15 protein-coding genes are annotated in these 15,871 nt (G+C 71.3%); 4 read left to right on the plus strand and 11 right to left on the minus strand.

Translation table 11 applies throughout. The features are described 5' to 3' along the window. Nucleotides 1-19: 19 nt before the first annotated feature. Together dapD and EUA94_RS23045 are read left to right on the plus strand one after the other, a co-directional pair. Nucleotides 20-970 (plus strand): 2,3,4,5-tetrahydropyridine-2,6-dicarboxylate N-succinyltransferase, encoded by a 951-nt coding sequence (gene dapD, locus EUA94_RS05530; protein ID WP_129425511.1) that lies wholly within the window; start codon nt 20-22, stop codon nt 968-970. A gap of 9 nt (nt 971-979) precedes the next feature. Continuing rightward, nucleotides 980-1,948 (plus strand): VldE C-terminal domain-containing protein, encoded by a 969-nt coding sequence (locus EUA94_RS23045; RefSeq protein WP_129425513.1) that lies wholly within the window; start codon nt 980-982, stop codon nt 1,946-1,948. Nucleotides 1,949-1,978: 30 nt separating this feature from the next. Here the strand turns inward: EUA94_RS23045 and EUA94_RS05540 are convergent, their stop codons facing one another. The 7 genes from EUA94_RS05540 to fdxA all read right to left on the minus strand — a co-directional run bounded on the left by EUA94_RS05540 (nt 1,979) and on the right by fdxA (nt 9,365). Continuing rightward, nucleotides 1,979-3,553 carry a glucoamylase family protein gene (locus EUA94_RS05540; RefSeq protein WP_129425515.1) on the minus strand — a complete coding sequence of 525 codons (1,575 nt, stop codon included), beginning with the start codon at nt 3,551-3,553 and terminating at the stop codon, nt 1,979-1,981. 39 nt (nt 3,554-3,592) lie between these two features. Continuing rightward, on the minus strand, nt 3,593-4,483 hold the full coding sequence (locus EUA94_RS05545; RefSeq protein WP_129425517.1) for a carbohydrate ABC transporter permease: 891 nt from the start codon (nt 4,481-4,483) through the stop codon (nt 3,593-3,595). Further along, on the minus strand, nt 4,480-5,442 hold the full coding sequence (locus EUA94_RS05550; RefSeq protein WP_129425519.1) for a carbohydrate ABC transporter permease: 963 nt from the start codon (nt 5,440-5,442) through the stop codon (nt 4,480-4,482). Before EUA94_RS05550 ends, EUA94_RS05545 begins: the two co-directional genes overlap by 4 nt. A gap of 1 nt (nt 5,443) precedes the next feature. Beyond that, entirely contained in the window at nt 5,444-6,730 is a 1,287-nt protein-coding gene (locus EUA94_RS05555; RefSeq protein ID WP_129425521.1) for a sugar ABC transporter substrate-binding protein, read from the minus strand. Next, entirely contained in the window at nt 6,727-7,719 is a 993-nt protein-coding gene (locus tag EUA94_RS05560) for a LacI family DNA-binding transcriptional regulator (RefSeq protein ID WP_129425523.1), read from the minus strand. The genes EUA94_RS05555 and EUA94_RS05560 overlap by 4 nt, the downstream gene beginning before the upstream one ends. A 204-nt stretch (nt 7,720-7,923) precedes the next feature. After that, the gene (dapC, locus tag EUA94_RS05565) at nt 7,924-9,039 is read right to left on the minus strand and encodes a succinyldiaminopimelate transaminase (protein ID WP_129425525.1); all 1,116 of its coding nucleotides are present in this window, start codon (nt 9,037-9,039) and stop codon (nt 7,924-7,926) included. Then, complete coding sequence (fdxA, locus tag EUA94_RS05570; protein WP_129425527.1) at nt 9,039-9,365, minus strand: ferredoxin; 327 nt, start codon at nt 9,363-9,365, stop codon at nt 9,039-9,041. The genes dapC and fdxA overlap by 1 nt, the downstream gene beginning before the upstream one ends. Before the next feature lie 55 nt (nt 9,366-9,420). Here fdxA and EUA94_RS05575 point away from each other — a divergent pair, with 55 nt between their 5' ends. Further along, nucleotides 9,421-10,338, plus strand: a complete 918-nt coding sequence (locus EUA94_RS05575) for a GNAT family N-acetyltransferase (RefSeq protein ID WP_165356812.1) — start codon at nt 9,421-9,423, stop codon at nt 10,336-10,338. Here the strand turns inward: EUA94_RS05575 and EUA94_RS05580 are convergent. Further along, nucleotides 10,320-11,291, minus strand: a complete 972-nt coding sequence (locus tag EUA94_RS05580; RefSeq protein WP_129425531.1) for a DUF389 domain-containing protein — start codon at nt 11,289-11,291, stop codon at nt 10,320-10,322. The two genes, EUA94_RS05575 and EUA94_RS05580, sit on opposite strands and share 19 nt — an antisense overlap. Nucleotides 11,292-11,518: 227 nt before the next feature. Here EUA94_RS05580 and aspS point away from each other — a divergent pair, with 227 nt between their 5' ends. Continuing rightward, nucleotides 11,519-12,787: an aspartate--tRNA(Asn) ligase gene (aspS, locus tag EUA94_RS05585; protein ID WP_129425533.1), complete on the plus strand. Its 1,269-nt coding sequence runs from the start codon at nt 11,519-11,521 to the stop codon at nt 12,785-12,787. Between the two features lie 62 nt (nt 12,788-12,849). Here the strand turns inward: aspS and EUA94_RS05590 are convergent, their stop codons facing one another. The 3 genes from EUA94_RS05590 to mshB are packed head-to-tail and all read right to left on the minus strand — an operon-like array spanning nt 12,850 to nt 15,867. Next, the gene (locus EUA94_RS05590) at nt 12,850-14,604 is read right to left on the minus strand and encodes a VanW family protein (RefSeq protein ID WP_129425535.1); all 1,755 of its coding nucleotides are present in this window, start codon (nt 14,602-14,604) and stop codon (nt 12,850-12,852) included. Continuing rightward, nucleotides 14,579-14,968, minus strand: a complete 390-nt coding sequence (locus EUA94_RS05595; protein WP_129425537.1) for a hypothetical protein — start codon at nt 14,966-14,968, stop codon at nt 14,579-14,581. The genes EUA94_RS05590 and EUA94_RS05595 overlap by 26 nt, the downstream gene beginning before the upstream one ends. Further along, nucleotides 14,965-15,867, minus strand: coding sequence for an N-acetyl-1-D-myo-inositol-2-amino-2-deoxy-alpha-D-glucopyranoside deacetylase (gene mshB / locus EUA94_RS05600; protein WP_207210411.1), 903 nt, complete (start codon nt 15,865-15,867; stop codon nt 14,965-14,967). Before mshB ends, EUA94_RS05595 begins: the two co-directional genes overlap by 4 nt. Nucleotides 15,868-15,871 lie beyond the last annotated feature (4 nt).

Consider the following 15,871-nt stretch of genomic DNA (forward strand, 5'->3'; position numbering starts at 1 on the left):
ACCTCCGTAGGCTGGGGACGTGACTGCTGCCTCCGGCTACGGCCTGCTGACCCTCCACGGTGACACCGTCCTCGACGCGTGGTTCCCCTCCCCCGTGCTCGGCGCGACGGAGGGCGAGGCTTCCGAGGAGCTCGCCTACCTCGACGGCGGTGCCGACGACATGCGCGGCACCACGCGCGAGGTGCGGCTCGTCGAGATCGCCGACCTGGACGCGGCGCCGACCAGCACCGAGGAGGTGTGGCTGCGGCTGCACCTGCTCTCGCACCGGCTGGTGCGCCCGCACGGCCTCAACATGGACGGCGTCTTCGGCCTGCTGACCAACGTCGTGTGGACCTCCGCCGGACCCTGCGCGGTCGAGGGCTTCGAGCAGGTGCGAGCCAGGCTGCGCACCGTCGTCCCCGGCCACGTCGTCCAGGTGTTCGGCGTCGACAAGTTCCCGCGGATGACCGACTACGTCGTGCCCACCGGCGTACGCATCGCCGACGCCGACCGCGTACGCCTCGGCGCGCACCTGGCCGAGGGCACCACCGTCATGCACGAGGGCTTCGTCAACTTCAATGCCGGCACGCTGGGCGAGTCGATGGTCGAAGGCCGGATCTCCGCCGGCGTGGTGGTCGGCGCCGGCTCCGACGTCGGCGGCGGCTCGTCGATCATGGGCACGCTGTCCGGCGGCGGCAAGCAGGTCATCTCGGTGGGCGAGCGGTGCCTGATCGGCGCCAACGCCGGCATCGGGATCTCGCTCGGTGACGAGTGCGTCGTCGAGGCCGGCTGCTACGTCACCGCGGGCACGAAGGTCACCGTCACCGACCTCGACGGCAAGCCGCAGGTCGCGAAGGCCGCGTCGCTCTCGGGCGTCGACAACATCCTGTTCCGCCGCAACTCGGTCAGCGGCGCCGTCGAGGCCGTGCCGTGGAAGGGCGGGTCGGACGGCGCCGGCATCGCCCTCAACGCCGCCCTGCACGCGAACTAGGGCCCGGACATGCCGTCCCTGCGGACGGTCGCCATCGGAGCGGTGGTGGCCCTCGGCGCCGTCGCCACGACCTTCGTGCTGGTCGACCGCGGCGGCGTGCCCCGCCTCCTCGACACCAGCGGCTGCACCGCCGAGGTCGACGGCCACACCGTCGAGATCGACCTCGAGCAGGCCGAGAACGCCGCGCTCATCACGGCCGTCTCGATCGAACGCGGCCTGCCGGCGCGGGCCGCGAGCATCGCTCTCGCGACCGCCTTCCAGGAGTCGAAGCTCTACAACATCGACTACGGCGACCGCGACTCCGTCGGCCTCTTCCAGCAGCGCACCTCGCAGGGCTGGGGCACCGTCCCCGAGCTGATGGACCCCGTCTACGCCACCAACGCCTTCTACGACGCGCTCGTCAAGATCGACGGCTATCGCGAGATGGAGATCACCGAGGCCGCCCAGGCAGTGCAGCGCTCGGCGTACCCCGATGCGTACGCCGACCACGAGGACGACGGCCGAGCCCTGGCCTCGGCCCTCACCGGCAACTCGGCCCGGGCACTGTGGTGCGACGTCCCGGGCGACGCAGACGAGGACTCCGACGATCTCGACGAGGCCGGCCTGGTCGCGCGCGCGGCCGTCGTCCGCACCGACCTCGAGGCGCGCTTCGGCAGCCTGTCGCTCGGCGGCTTCGAGCCGCGCGGGGTGTCGAGCGGCCACATGGACGGCTCAGCGCACTACGAGGGTCGCGCGATCGACGTCTTCTTCCGGCCGATCAACGACGAGAACCAGCAGCGCGGCTGGGCGATGGCGACCTACCTCGTCGCCAACGCCGACCGCCTCGACATCAAGACACTGATCTTCGACGACCGGATCTGGCACGCCGGCTCGCGCTCGGGCGACGGGTGGACCGACTACCGGGTGCCGTCGTCGTCCAGCGGCGACCGGGCGATCCTCGAGCACCGCGACCACGTGCACGTCGACGTCTTCGACTGACGCCGACGTGCACGCGAAGGCGGGCGTGGGTCAGCGTCCCTGCGAGGAGAAGACCTCCTCGGCCATGAGCGGGCGGACCTTCTTGCGCAGCGCGCCGCGGCTGACGTAGTCGCGGAGCGAGTCGCCGTTCAGGGCGTTGCCCAGTGCGGCCACGATCATTCCCTGGTCGAGCGAGAGGTACTCGCGGGAGACTTCGCCGCTGCCGACGGCGACGGCGTCGTAGAACCCGCCGGGGCCGTACGCGTCGAAGTTGCTCCGCAGCTTGTCGAGGTTGGCCAGGGCCTGGTCGGGCGCGTAGCGCATGGCGAGGAACGACGCGTGGGGCGTCACGACGCCGTTGCCGTACGTCGTCGGCTCAGCGGTGCCGGTGCGGCAGCCGTCGTACGGCTGCTCCCACGAGGTCCGCTCCTGGTCGGAGGTGTAGCCGGGACCGTCGCTGCCGAGCTGGTCGACGCCGTACTCGCGGTAGCCACCGGCCGGGTTGTTGGACGGGGAGAAGCCCCAGTAGCCGTACTGCGCCTGGTCGAGCCCGTGCTCGATCTGGCCCTGCACGTAGAGCGGGTGGTTGACGCCCCACGAGCGGGGACCCCACTGCTCCTCGGGCACGAAGAGCGGCACCATCAGTGCCTCGAACATGCTGCCTCCCCACGTCGGCACGATGTCCATGCCGCGGTAGGGCAGGGCACCCTCGTAGACGTTGATGCCCTCGTACTCACGCCACTCGCCGGTCGGCGTGGTCTCGGTCCACGACCAGTCGCAGCTCGGCGGGAACGTGCGTACGGTGCCGAAGTAGTGGCGCGCCGGGATCTGGCCGGAGGCGATGCCGAGGTACGACGCCATGCGGGGCTCGGTGTTGAAGGTGCCGTAGTGGTGGCACGTGAAGTAGACCGGTGCGTCGCCGCGGTAGTTGCCGGCGACCGAGCATCCCGGCGGCGGGTCGACCCAGAAGCCGCCGCGGAGCTGGCCGCCGACGGTCTCCTGCGCGTTGGCGGGGTCCTTCCGGACGCCCTCGGCACCGTTGTAGTAGTAGCCGAAGTCCATCTTCTCGCGGATGGCGTCGGCGCGGTCGGCCACGCGCGGGATCGCGCGGGCGGCCACGAGCAGGCCGGTGGCCAGCCAGGCGTTGTCGACGCTCGACAGGAACGGATGGACCGGGTCGTGGTTGCCCTCCGGCCAGGTCGTCAGCTTGGTGCCGGTCGCCGGGTCGTACCAGTTGTAGAACATCCCGGACGGCTCGTGGATCTCGAGGCCGGCGACGGTCTGCAGGGTGGTCGAGATGCGCTCGCGCGCGGCCCGGCCGGAGATGAGCCCGGCGTCGCGGGCGACGACGGTGCTCCAGAGGTAGGCGCCGATGTTGGTCGGCGACGTGTAGCCGCTGCGCGAGCCGGCCGTGAGGTCGCCGCCGATGTTGTCAGCCGGCAGCCCGGTGGCGGGGTCGGTCATGGCGTCCATCGAGCGCCACGTGTCGGCGAGGTACGTCTCGAGGAGGGCGGTGCGTGCCTCCCCCGGGTCGTCAGCGGTGGCCGACGGCACGGTTGGTAGCGCGAGCGCACTGGCAGCAACGACGGTCGTCGCCACGAGGGCGAGCGTGGATCGGATTCTCATGGTGCCTCCTACCCGGAAGGGGCGTGTGGTGGGGATTCATCACTTGATGCCGGTCATCGCGATGCCCTGCATGATGTGGCGCTGCAGGAGCAGGAAGACGGCGAGCACGGGGAGCACGACGACGACGGAGCCGGCGAGCAGGAGCCCGTACTGGGTGGCGTTCTGGCCCACGGCGTAGAGCGCGAGCGCCACCGGGAGCGTGTACTTGTCCTCGGTCTGCGCGACGACCAGCGGCCAGAGGAAGTTGTTCCACGAGGTGAGGAACGTCAGGATCCCGAGCGTCGCGAGCGCCGGGCCGCAGAGGGGCAGGATCACGGAGAAGAAGATCCGCAGCTCACCGGCGCCGTCGATGCGCGCCGCCTGGATCAGCTCGTCTGGCAGCGACTGGATGAACTGCCGCATGAGGAACACACCGAACGGTCCGGCCAGGAACGGCAGGATCATCCCGATCAGCGTGTTGGACAGGCCGATCTTCGTGGTGAGCACGAAGAGCGGCACGAACGTCACCACGCCGGGGATCATCAGCGTGCCGAGCACGATGGCGAACAGCGCCTTCTTGCCCGGGAAGTCGAGCTTCGCCAGCGCGTAGCCCAGCATCGAGCAGAAGACCATGTTGCCGGCGGTGACGGCCAGCGCGACGATCGCGGAGTTCATGAAGTACGTCGGGAAGTCGAGGCCGGTGAACAGCCGGTCGTAGTTCTCCAAGGTCACCGTCTCCGGCCACCAGGTCGGTGGCACGGCCCGTACCTCCGCCTCGGGCTTGAGGCTGGAGACGAGCATCCAGGCGAACGGCACGACGACCAGGAACAGGCCGCCGAGCAGGACGGCGTACAACCAGGCAGGCGTACGCCGCCAGGCGCCGCCCTCGCGGGAGGCGGGGGCCTTCTTCGTCGCGGCCCGCTGCGGGGCCTCGGTCTCGATGACGGTCATCGCTTCGCCTCTCGTTCGCCGAGCCAGCGGAACTGGACCCAGGTGAGCAGCACGACGGCGAGGAACAGCAGGTAGCTGGCCGCGGCCGCGTAGCCGTAGTTGCCGAAGCCGAACTGGTCGAACGTGAAATAGGTGGCCGACCGGGTGGAGTCGAGCGGACCGCCCTTGGTCATCACGAACGCCTCCTCGAAGAACTGGAGGTAGCCGATGCCGGTGATCACGGCACCGAAGAGCAGGGTCGGCCGGAGCATCGGCAGGGTGATGTAGCGGAACCGCGACCAGCCGGTCGCGCCGTCGACCTCCGCGGCCTCGGCGACCTCCTGCGGGATGGTCGCCAGCCCGGCGAGGAAGATCACCATCAGGGTGCCGAAGTTGCGCCACACGGCCATCAGCACGAGCGCGGGCAGCGAGAGCGTGGTGCTGTCGAGCCAGCCCGGGCCGTCGATCCCGACCCAGCCGAGAACGGTGTTGAAGAGCCCACCGTTGTCGCGGTAGAGGAACTTCCAGACCACCGAGACCGCAACGATGCTCGTCACGACCGGCAGGTAGTAGCCCACCCGCAGCAAGCCCTTCAGGCGCTCGACCCGGTTGATGCCCAGGGCGACGACGAGGGCGACGGCCATCGTGAGGGGTACGCCGAGCAGGAGGTAGAGCAGGGTGTTGAGCGTGACCTTGCGGAACAACGGGTCCTGCACGAGCTTGACGTAGTTGTCGATGCCGACGAACTCCACCGCGAACGGGTTGCGGATGTCGGTGCGCTTCATGTCGGTGAAGCTCATCCCGAGGCTCGCGAGCACCGGGCCGAGGCTGAACACGACGAACAGCAGCACGAACGGCAGCGCGAGCATCCAGGCGGCGACGGCCTGCTGGCGACGCGTCGGGTCGACGTGCCTGCTGCGGGTCCCGCCCTCCGGCGCCCGGGTGGCGGGCGCCGGAGGGGAGCTGGTCGGGGCGCTCATGTCACAGACCGGTGCCGATCTGCGCGGCCTGGCGCTGCATCTCCGCGACCGCGTCCTCGACGGACGTGTCGCCCTTCGTGGTCTTCTCGACCTCGCTGTCGACGACGGTGGCGACCTCTTCCCAGGTCGGCACGGCCGGCGGGGCGACGGTGGTCTTCAGCTGCTCGCCGAAGATCTGGAGCTGCGGGTCCTCGGCGAGCTCGCCGGTCTCCCAGGCTGCGGGGACCGCGGGCAGGTCGCCCACCTCGTCGTAGAAGCCCTGCTGGGTCGCGGGGTCGGCGAGCCACTGGACGAACTTCCAGGCGCTCTCCTTGTTGTCGGAGTCGGCGAAGACCGCGAGGTCGCCACCGCCCACGAACGACGTACCCGGGCCTCCGTCGCGGCCGGGCAGCGGCGCGACGGCGTACTCGTCCTGGTCGACGCCCTGCTCCTCCACCAGCCCGGTGTGCCAGGGGCCGGAGATGAACGAGCCGTACGTGCCGTCGGCGAAGCCGCTCTCGAGCTCACCCGCGTCGAGCATGCGGGTCGGCGAGATGCCGTCGTCGAAGAAGCCCTTGTAGAACTCCAGCGCCTCGACCATCTCGGGGGTGTCGAGCGTGTACTCGGTGCCGTCCTCGTTGGTGATGTCGACGCCCGCGGACCACGCGAACGGCAGCATCGTCTGCCACGACCCGGTGCCACCGGCAGGCAGCTGGATGCCGTACTCCGCGCCGCCCTTGTCCTGGAGGTCGACCGAGAACTGCTTCAGCTCGTCCCAGGTCTTCGGCGCTGCGTCCCAGCCGGCCTTCGCGGCCAGGTCCTTGCGGTAGTAGAGGACGCGGGTCTCGACGTACCACGGCACGCCGAAGGAGGTGCCGCCCACCTCGGTGCTGCCCCAGGCGCCCTCGTAGAAGTCGGCGGGGTCGACAAGGTCCTCCGGGAGCGGCTCGAGCCCACCGGACTGGGCGAACTCGCCCATCCACGTGGTGCCGACGAGCGTCACGTCAGGGGTCTCGCCGGACGCGATCGCGTTGGCGATCTTCTCGTGGGCGCTCTCCCACGGCACGGCGGTCACCTCGACCTTCGCGTCGGGGTTCTCCTCGCTGAAGGCCGCGGCGAAGTCACCGAGCATGTCGCCCTCGGTGCCCATGGCCCACACCTCGATGGTGCCGGTGGCCTTGCCGTCGTCGATGGCCTCGCCCTGCTCGGTGGGTGCGTTGCCGCCGGAGTCGCGGCCGCAGGCCACCAGGGCCAGGGACGCGAGGCCGAGGACTGCGCCGGCTCGCGCCGTGCGTGTGAATGTGGTCATTGATTGTCACCTTTCGCGGGGGAACTGCTGGATCGGACGATGAGCTCAGTGGGGAGCACCTCGTGGCGCGGCTCGGAGCGGCGACCTGCGATGAAGTCGTCGAGGAAGCGCGCCGCCGTGGCACCCAGGTCGTGGAGGGGCTGGCGGACGGTCGTCAGCTCGGCGTAGCGGGCGGCCATGATGTCGTCCCAGCCGGTGACGAGGAGGTCGCGCGGGACGACGACGCCTCGCGTGCGCAGCGCGGTCATCAGGCCCAGGGCCAGCTCGTCGTTGGCGCACGCGATGGCGTCGGGGAGGTCGCCGCTGGCGAGGCCTTCCGCCGCGCGTGCACCGCCCTCCTCGTCCATGCTCGAGACGGGCAGGACGCGTACGCCGATCCCGGCCGCGTCGGCGCCGGCCTCGAGTCCGGCGAGGCGCTCCTGGACGTCGGACGAGAGGGCGGGATCGCCGAGGAACAGGACCGTCCGGGCACCTTGGTCGGCGAGGTGGGTGGCCAGGGCGCGGGCGGTGCCCGCGTTCTCCGCGGACACGGAGTCGACGCCGGCGACAGGCGGGCGGGCCGCGGTGACGAGCGGTACGCCGCGCGCGGCGAGGCCGAGCAGCACCGTGTCGGAGACCGTCGGCCCGAGCACGACGAGCCCGTCGCAGCGACCGGCGAGCCGGGTCACCATCTCGGCAGCGGCGGGGCGCCCGTGGGTGGCGAGGATCAGGACGGCCCGACCGAGCTCGGACGCAACGGCCTCGTAGCCCAGGACGACCTCGGCGTAGTACGGGCCCGAGAGATCGGGGAAGACGATGCCGTTGGCGGCGTGGCGCCGCTCGGCGAGCTGGCGGCCCAGCTGGGACGGCGTGTAGTCGAGATCGCTGGCGGCTTCCTGCACCCGATGGAGGGTCTGTGCGCTAACGATCGACGGGTCGCGCATGGCGCGCGAGACGGTGGCGATGGAGACGCCGGCCCGTCTGGCCACGTCGCGGATCGTCGCTGTCATGTCGCTCCTCCCTGCTATGTAACCGGTTACAGAAACCGGTTACACCGTGACGGCAGTCACAGGAGGTTGTCAACCCCTGCGGGTCGGTCCGGGCGTGTCGGAGTCACCGCTGAAGCGGGGACTCCCGCGCGTGTCGGCCGTTGCGACGGCCCAGCAGCGCACAACTCCGCCGACCCCTGTGACGCCAGGGAGTCGTGGGGTCGCTCAGGCCGAGAGACGCGCGGCGGCGGCGGCGACCCGCTCGTCCGTCGCGGTGAACGCCACGCGGACGTGCTGAGCCCCCGACGGGCCGTAGAAGTCGCCGGGTGCGACGAGGATGCCCCGCTCGGCCAGGTCGGCGACGGTCGTCCAGCAGCCTTCGCCCCTGGTCGCCCAGAGGTAGAGGGAGGCCTCGGAGTGGTCGATCCGGAAGCCGGCCGACTCGAGCGCGGTCCGCAGCACGGCGCGGCGGGCGGCGTACGTCGCGTGCTGCTCGTCGACGTGGGTGTCGTCGTCGAGCGCGGCGATCATCGCGTGCTGCTGGGGTCCGGGCATCTGGAGGCCGAGATTCTTGCGGACGGCGAGCAGCTCGCCGACCAGGGCCGGATCGCCGGCGACGAAGGCGCAGCGGTAGCCCGCGAGGTTGGAGCGCTTGGAGAGCGAGTGGACGGCCAGGATCCCGTCGTGCGACCCGCCGCTGACCCGCGGGTCGAGGATCGAGAGCGGGGCCTCGCCCTCCCAGGCGCACTCGATGTAGCACTCGTCAGAGACGAGGATCGTGCCGCGCTCACGACACCACTCGACGACCTTGCGCAGGTGGTCGATCGGCAGCACGCGCCCGCTCGGGTTGGCCGGGCTGTTGAGCCAGAGCAGCCGCGGGGTGCGCGGCCCGAACGCGGTGAGCGAATCGGTCGCCAGGCTCTCGGCACCCGCGAGCGCCGCGCCGACCTCGTACGTCGGGTAGGCGAGTGCCGGGTAGCCGATGAGGTCGCCCGCGCCGATCCCGAGGTGGACCGCCATCGAGCCGATCAGCTCCTTGGAGCCGATGACCGGCAGCGCCCCGTCGAGGCCGAGCCCCGTGACGCCGTGGCGGCGCGCCAGCCAGTCGATCGCGGCCTGGCGGGTCGCCTCGAGGCCGATCGTGGTCGGGTAGCCGGGCGCATCCGCGGCCGCCCGGAGGGCGTCCTGGACAACGGCGGGCGTGGGGTCGACAGGCGTGCCGACCGAGAAGTCGCAGACCCCGTCGGGATGGGCGCGCGCCGTCGCGGCGTACGCCGTGAGCTTGTCCCAGGGGAAGTCCGGGAGCCGGCCGGAGACCGGCCGATCCTCCCGGGCCGCCATCACTCGGCGTGCTCCTGCGGGGGCAGCGCGGCGACGAGCGCGTGGTCGGCGTCGATGACGCCCATCTTCGCGGCACCGCCGGGCGAGCCGAGGTCGTCGAAGAAGTGGACGTTGGCGTCGTAGTAGCCCTTCCACTCCTCCGGGGTGTCGTCCTCGTAGAAGATCGCCTCGACCGGGCAGACGGGCTCGCACGCACCACAGTCGACGCACTCGTCGGGGTGGATGTAGAGCATCCGCTTGCCCTCGTAGATGCAGTCCACGGGGCACTCATCGACGCACGCGCGGTCCTTGAGGTCGACGCACGGCTGGGCGATGACGTAGGTCACCTGGTCCTCCTGAGCACGGATGGGGAACGAGACGCTTCACTCTAGTATCCGGGGCGTGGTCGACACGCCGGAACCCCAGCCCCTCGAGACAAAGGTGGGCAGGCACACCCTCGGACCGCACGTCGTGGGCCAGCGCGTCGTCGTCCGCCACCTGCTGCCCGACGGACGCGCGACCGACGTCCTCGGGGTGTGTACGGCGTGGGGCGAGGACTCGCTCACGATCGAGCGGGACGGGCACGGGCCGGTGCGGATCGCGCTGGCCGACGTGGTGACCGGCAAGCCGGTGCCGCCGCGCGCCTCGGTGCGGGCGCAGGTGTCGGCCCGGTCGGTCGAGGAGCACATCGCCGCCCTGTGGACCGAGATCGAGACGGAGCCGCTGGGCGACTGGCTGCTGCGCGCCTCTCCCCCGCACGGCGGCCGGCTGCGCCGTCGTGGCAACTCCGCGCTCGCGATGGACGAGCCGGGCATCGGCTGGGTCGACGCCGTGTGGCGGGTGCGGGAGTTCTACGCCGCGCGCGAGCAGGCGGCGTACATCCAGGTGCAGCGCGGGTCCACCGTCGAGCGGACCCTCGCCCCTCTGGGCTTCACGTCGCTGGGCGACGGCGACGCGTACGCGCAGCTGGCGCCGGTCGCGCAGGCTCTCCGGTCCGTACGCCGCTCCGCCCCGGACGTGCCCGCCGAGGTCGAGGACTCGGCGACCGCCGCGACCGTACGGCTGGACGGCGGCGCGGCCACCGGGCGCGGCGTGATCTCCGGCGACATGCTGCTGGTCGAGGGCCTGCTCGTCGAGCCCGACCACCGGCGTCGAGGCCTCGCCACAGCGGTGCTCGCCGAGCTCCTCGACTGGGGCGCCTCGCTCGGCGCCACGACCGCGATGCTGCACGTCGAGACCGTCAACACCGGTGCGGTCGAGCTCTACGAGCGGCACGGCTTCGTCACGCACCACACCAACTGCTACCTCGTCGGCAGCTGACCTCCGCGGCCGAACAGGCGCTGCGCCGTCCTCAGGGTGCGCACCCACAGCAGCCGCTGCAGCACCAGCACCACGACGCCCGCCACCACCATCCCGGCGACGTTGACGCCCAGCTGGGCGATCGAGCCGCGGATCTCGGAGGGTGCCCAGACGCCGAGCGCGAGGGCCAGGTTGCCCACGGCGGGAATGGTCGTGACCGAGATGAAGACGCCGACCATCGCGTTGGCACGGGCGGTCGTCATCGCCAGCACGCCGGCCGCGCCGGCGATGAGGGCCACGATGAACGACCAGCGGTCGGGGTGCCAGATGAATCCGGTCTGCGGCCTCGGCCGGGTCACCATGTCCGCGGTGACCAGGCCGGTGAGGTCACCGATCAGGCTGAGCAGCGCCACCACGACGATGGACACGACGACGCCGGACGCCAGCAGCTGCAGCGCCCTCCGGCTCAGCCCGAGGCGGCCGAAGACGAGTCCGGTGGCGATCGCGGCGACGGTGCCGAACTCCGGCCCGACCACCATCGCGCCGACCACCAGGACGGCCGAGTCGGTGATCACGGCGGTCGCCGCGAGGAGCGTCGCCAGCACGAAGAACAGGTAGTAGGACACGGTCGCCCGGCTGGCGGCGTAGCACTGCTCGATGACGGTGTCCCAGACGACGGCATCGTCGGGGTCACCCGGTGCGACCCGCTCCAGCCGTCGGGCGGCGGCGAACGGCGTGCTCGTCGGCGTGGTCACCACGATGCCGCCGGACTCGTGGAGGCCGAGGCCCTTGAGCCGCGCGATGATCTCGCCGGCGAGCTCGCGGGCGACGTCGCACTCGACGAGGTCGCCGACCGGGGACAGCGAGGCGCCCCTGCTGACGGTGAGGTTGGCGGACCGGTCGTCGTGCCGGAGCAGGTCGACGACGGCATCGCCGAGCTCGCTCGGGACGGTGAGCCGCAGGTGCAGGAGCATGGGGCGAGCGTAGGACGCGATATTCCGTTGCCGGCGCAGCCCGGCGTCGAGCACGATGGTCGCGACCACCGCGGGACCTGACACCTCCCCTGCACCCCGGCAGCGCAGCGGCGGTCCGCGCGTCCGGCGACACCGACGAGAGGCCGGTGCTCACCGGCAAAGGTGTGGTGGCACCGCGACCTTGCCCCCGCCCACACCTCCAGGGCCCTTGACCCCTGGAGGTATTCATGAGAACGCTCTGCCACGACCTGTCCGCATCGACGCCCGGTGCCGAGGTCACCCTCGAGGGCTGGGTGCACCGCCGCCGCGAGCTCGCGCGCATCACCTTCCTCGTGCTGCGCGACCGCAGCGGCCTCGCCCAGGTGGTGCTCCCCGCCGGTGCCGACGTACCGCCGGAGGAGACCACCGTGCGCGTCTCGGGGACGGCGACGGCCAACGCCCAGGCACCCGGCGGGGTCGAGCTGACCGACGCCGTCGTCGAGCTGCTCACCGAGCCCGCGGCCACACCGCCGGCCGAGCTGTGGCGCCCCCGGCTCGACGTGTCGCTGCCGACCCTCCTCGACCACGCCCCGGTGCTGTGGCGTCACCCCGCGCAGCGCGCCCGGTGGCAGCTCGCAGCAGCATCGCTGCGGGGCTTCCGGTCGACGCTCGACGAGATGGGCTTCACCGAGGTTGCCACGCCCAAGCTCGTCGAGACGGCGACGGAGTCGGGCGCCAACGTCTTCACCGTCGACTACTTCGGTCGTCCGGCCTACCTTGCCCAGAGCCCGCAGTTCCACAAGCAGCAGCTGGTCGGGGTGTTCGAGCGCGTGTACGAGGTGGGGCCGGTCTTCCGGGCCGAGCCGCACGACACGGTGCGGCACCTCGCGGAGTACCGCTCGCTCGACGTGGAGCTCGGCTTCATCGAGGACCATCGCGACGTGCTGGCGGTGCTCCGCGACGTGCTCGCCGGGATGGTGGCCGCGGTCGCCTCGCGACCTGAGGCGGTGGAGCGTACGGGCGCCCGGCTCCCGGTCGTGCCCGAGCAGATCCCGGTGATCCACTTCGCCGACGCGCTCGCCCTGGTCGGAGCGCCGGCGGACGAGCCGGACCTCGCTCCCGAGCACGAGCGCGCCCTCGGCGAGTGGGCGCTCGCCGAGCACGGCAGCGACTTCCTCGCGGTCGAGGGCTACCCGATGGCGAAGCGGCCGTTCTACACGCACCCGCAGCCCGGCGACGCTCGCTGGTCGAACTCGTTCGACCTGCTGTTCCGCGGGCTCGAGCTGGTGACCGGCGGCCAGCGGCTGCACCGTGCCCCGGACTACGACGCGGCCATCCGTGCGCGCGGCGAGGACCCGGCGGCGTACGACTCCTATCTCCAGGCGTTCCGCCACGGGATGCCGCCGCACGGCGGGTTCGCGATCGGGCTCGAGCGGTGGGTCGCGCGGCTCGTGGAGGCGGCCAACGTCCGCGAGGTCACGCTGTTCCCGCGCGACCTGCACCGGCTGGCGCCGTGACCGCGGGTCGAGTGCGCAGGTCCGCGGCGACTAGTGCCGCGAGCGCACTCGACCTGGACGGGTCACTCGTCGACGGCGTCGGGGTTGGTGCAGATCACCGTGTCGCTGGGCGTGTACGTGGTGTTGAAGACCTCGTCGGCACGGGTCTCGGTGTTCGCGCCGACCGGGGAGAAGTACCGGACGACATCGATGTCGAAGCCGCCGAAACCCTCGTTGGGGTGGCACTTCAGCGTGTCGATGCGCCGCGTCTTCTCCTGGGTGAGGTTGTAGCGCTCGCCCTCGGTGGTGGTGATGTCCCAGTACTTCGTCGAGTACATCGTCACCGTGGCCACGCCCGAGGTGGAGACCGTCGAGGGCGTGACCTTGGCCTCGATCAGGATGCCGTACGGGGTGTCGTTGCGGAATTGGAGGTCCACGGACCCCCAGGCGACCGTGGCCTCGCGTCCGATCGGGTAGCGGTCGATGTAGAACGAGTGCGGCTTGTGCTCGACGTCCTCCAGCCCGGCGAAGAACATCGCGTTGAAGGTCGTCGTCGCGATCTGCGAGACACCTCCACCGAGGTCCTGGACGAGGATGCCGTCGTTGATGATGTAGCCCTTCGTGAAGCCGTTGGCCTCGGTGCGCTCGCCCACCGTGCCGTTGAGCGAGAAGGTCTCCCCCGGCTTGAGCAGCGTGCCGTTGATCAGCTCGGCGGCCCGGCCGAGGTTGACGTTGCGGTACTCCGCGTAGGGGAAGTAGGTCGTGAAGGTCGAGACCTGCTCCTTCACCTGCAGGGCACGCGCGTCCTTCGTGGTGAAGGCGGGCTTCGCGACCTTGGCGGTCAGGGCCAGCGTGCGCTCGCCCTGGGGCTTGGCCACCGCGTCGAGGAAGCCGGCCTCGAGCTCGGCCGCATCGAAGGTGACGCCCGGCTTGGCGGGCACGACCTGTGGAGTTCCGTTGACGAGCGCGATGCTGGCGTCGACCGGCGCGCCACTGGTGACGCGCGAGCCCACCACCTCGGTCAGCTTGGCTGCGTCCAGTGTCGGCACCAGCTCGCCGTCGGTGGGCACCAGGCTGAGTGCTGACGTGTAGTCGGCCGGGAAGACCTTGACGTTCGAGCCCTCGAAGGCGAGCGTCACGGGCGCCGACACGGCCGGGGAGGCGAACCCGTCGAGCGCCTCCTCGACGTCGCCCGCGTCGATGTCGGGGGCGACGTCCGACAGCTCGAGCGCCACGTCGGTGGGTTCGTCGGCCAGGAAGGCCGTACGCAACGACGCGAGGGTGTCGTCGGGGTCGAGCGCGGCGCCGGCGCGGGCCTTCTTCGTGACGATCCGGATGCCGTCGAAGGACACGGCGCCATCGCGGGCAGTCGCTCCGTGCTGCTCGTCGAGCCCGGCCAGGTAGGACTGGAAGGTCGCGTCGTCGACGGCCACCTCGGCCTCGAAGGAGTCACCGCCGGTGAAGTAGTTCCAGAGCCGGACCGGGTCCCAGCTCTCCTTGCCTCCCGCCTCGGCGACCGACGTCTCGTAGTCGACGCTGAGGCCTGCCTCGAGAGGAACGATCGAGACCGGCTTGCCCTCGATGGTGGCGGCGATCTCCCGGTTGACCGTGTCGGCGAGCCCCGCCTCGAGCCGCTGCGCGGCCTCGGCCTGCGGGTGGCCGCCGATGCGCACGCCGGACACGGTGGTGTTGCGTGCGACCTTGTCGCCCGCGACGTAGTGCGCGGCGACGTACAACCCACCGAAGAGCAGCACGAGGCCCAGCAGGAGCCAGCCGACGACGGACGCGCCGGCCTTGTCCCGGGGCTGCCGGTCAGTGCTCTGGGGGTTCTTCGCCACGCGGCGAGTTTAGGTGGGCGGCGGCAGAAGTCCCTGATCCCCGGCGCGCCGCCGCCCCGCTCCGTACGGTCGCGAGCGCGGCCACCAGCAGGACGAACGAGCCCACCACGAACGACCACCCAGCCGAGTCGGACCCGATGAGGAAGCCCCCCGCCGGACGCTCGAGCGCCCCGCGCAGCACGGTCAGGCACCACCCGACTGCGAAGGCGAGGCGTACGACGCCGGGCGGCAGCCAGGCAAGCGTCACCAGGCCGGCGACCAGGCCGAGTGCGAGGCCCCACCACTGCTGGTGCAGCAGGGTGCCGGCCACGGCCGAGACCGCGCCGACGACGGCCGCTCCCACCGCGGCGGCGACGACCCTCACAGTCCGGCGAAGAGGTCCGCCTCGAACCCGTCGGCGTCGACGGGGCCGGCGGTGCCCTTGACGAGGCGGTAGTACTCGTCGGACCACCACGAGTGGCCGCTCTCGGCACCCGAGAAGAAGTGACCCGAGGTGTCGACCTGGGTCGCGTGCTTGGCCAGCGCATCCATCTTGCGCTGCACGGTCGTCGACCCGTCGACCTTCGCGCTGATCAGCTCGTCGGGCGTGACGAACGGCGGCAGCTTGTCGTCCGGCTCCATGCCCTTGAAGGTCTCGGTGTCGCCCGACTCGCGCAGCTTGCGCAGGCTCTCGCGCATCCGCGACTCGCTCATCGCGGTCCAGTAGATCTTCGCGACGTCGTGCGGCTCCCCGAGGTCGAGGCGGTAGGACGGCGCGGCCGCGAGCTGGGAGGCGTACATCGCGACGCGGTGGGCCTGGATGTGGTCGGGGTGGCCGTAGCCGCCGAACTGGTCGTACGTCACCAGGACCTGCGGGCGCACCTCGCGGATGATCGCGACCAGCTCGTCGGCGGCCTCGATGATGTCGGTGGTCCAGAACGCGTTGTCGGGGAGCGTCTCGGCCGCGATGGCGTGGCCGTCCTCGTGCCAGGCCATGCCGGAGTCGTGGAAGCGGCCGAAGCCGCCGAGGAAGCGGTGGTCGGTGACGCCGAGGACAGCCATCGCGTCGTCGAGCTCGCCACGTCGGTGGTCGCCGAGCCCGCCCTTGTCGTCGTACGCGAGGTGGGACAGGTCGGGGACGAGGACCTCGCCCATCTCGCCGGCGGTGCAGGTCACCAGGGTGACGCCGATGCCCTCGTCGACGTAGCGCGCCATCGTGGCGCCGTTGTTGATGCACTCGTCGTCGGGGTGGGCGTGGACGAGCAGCAGGCGATGGTCGGTCATGGCT

The sequence above is a fragment of the Nocardioides zhouii genome (assembly GCF_004137345.1).
Classification (GTDB): domain Bacteria; phylum Actinomycetota; class Actinomycetes; order Propionibacteriales; family Nocardioidaceae; genus Nocardioides; species Nocardioides zhouii.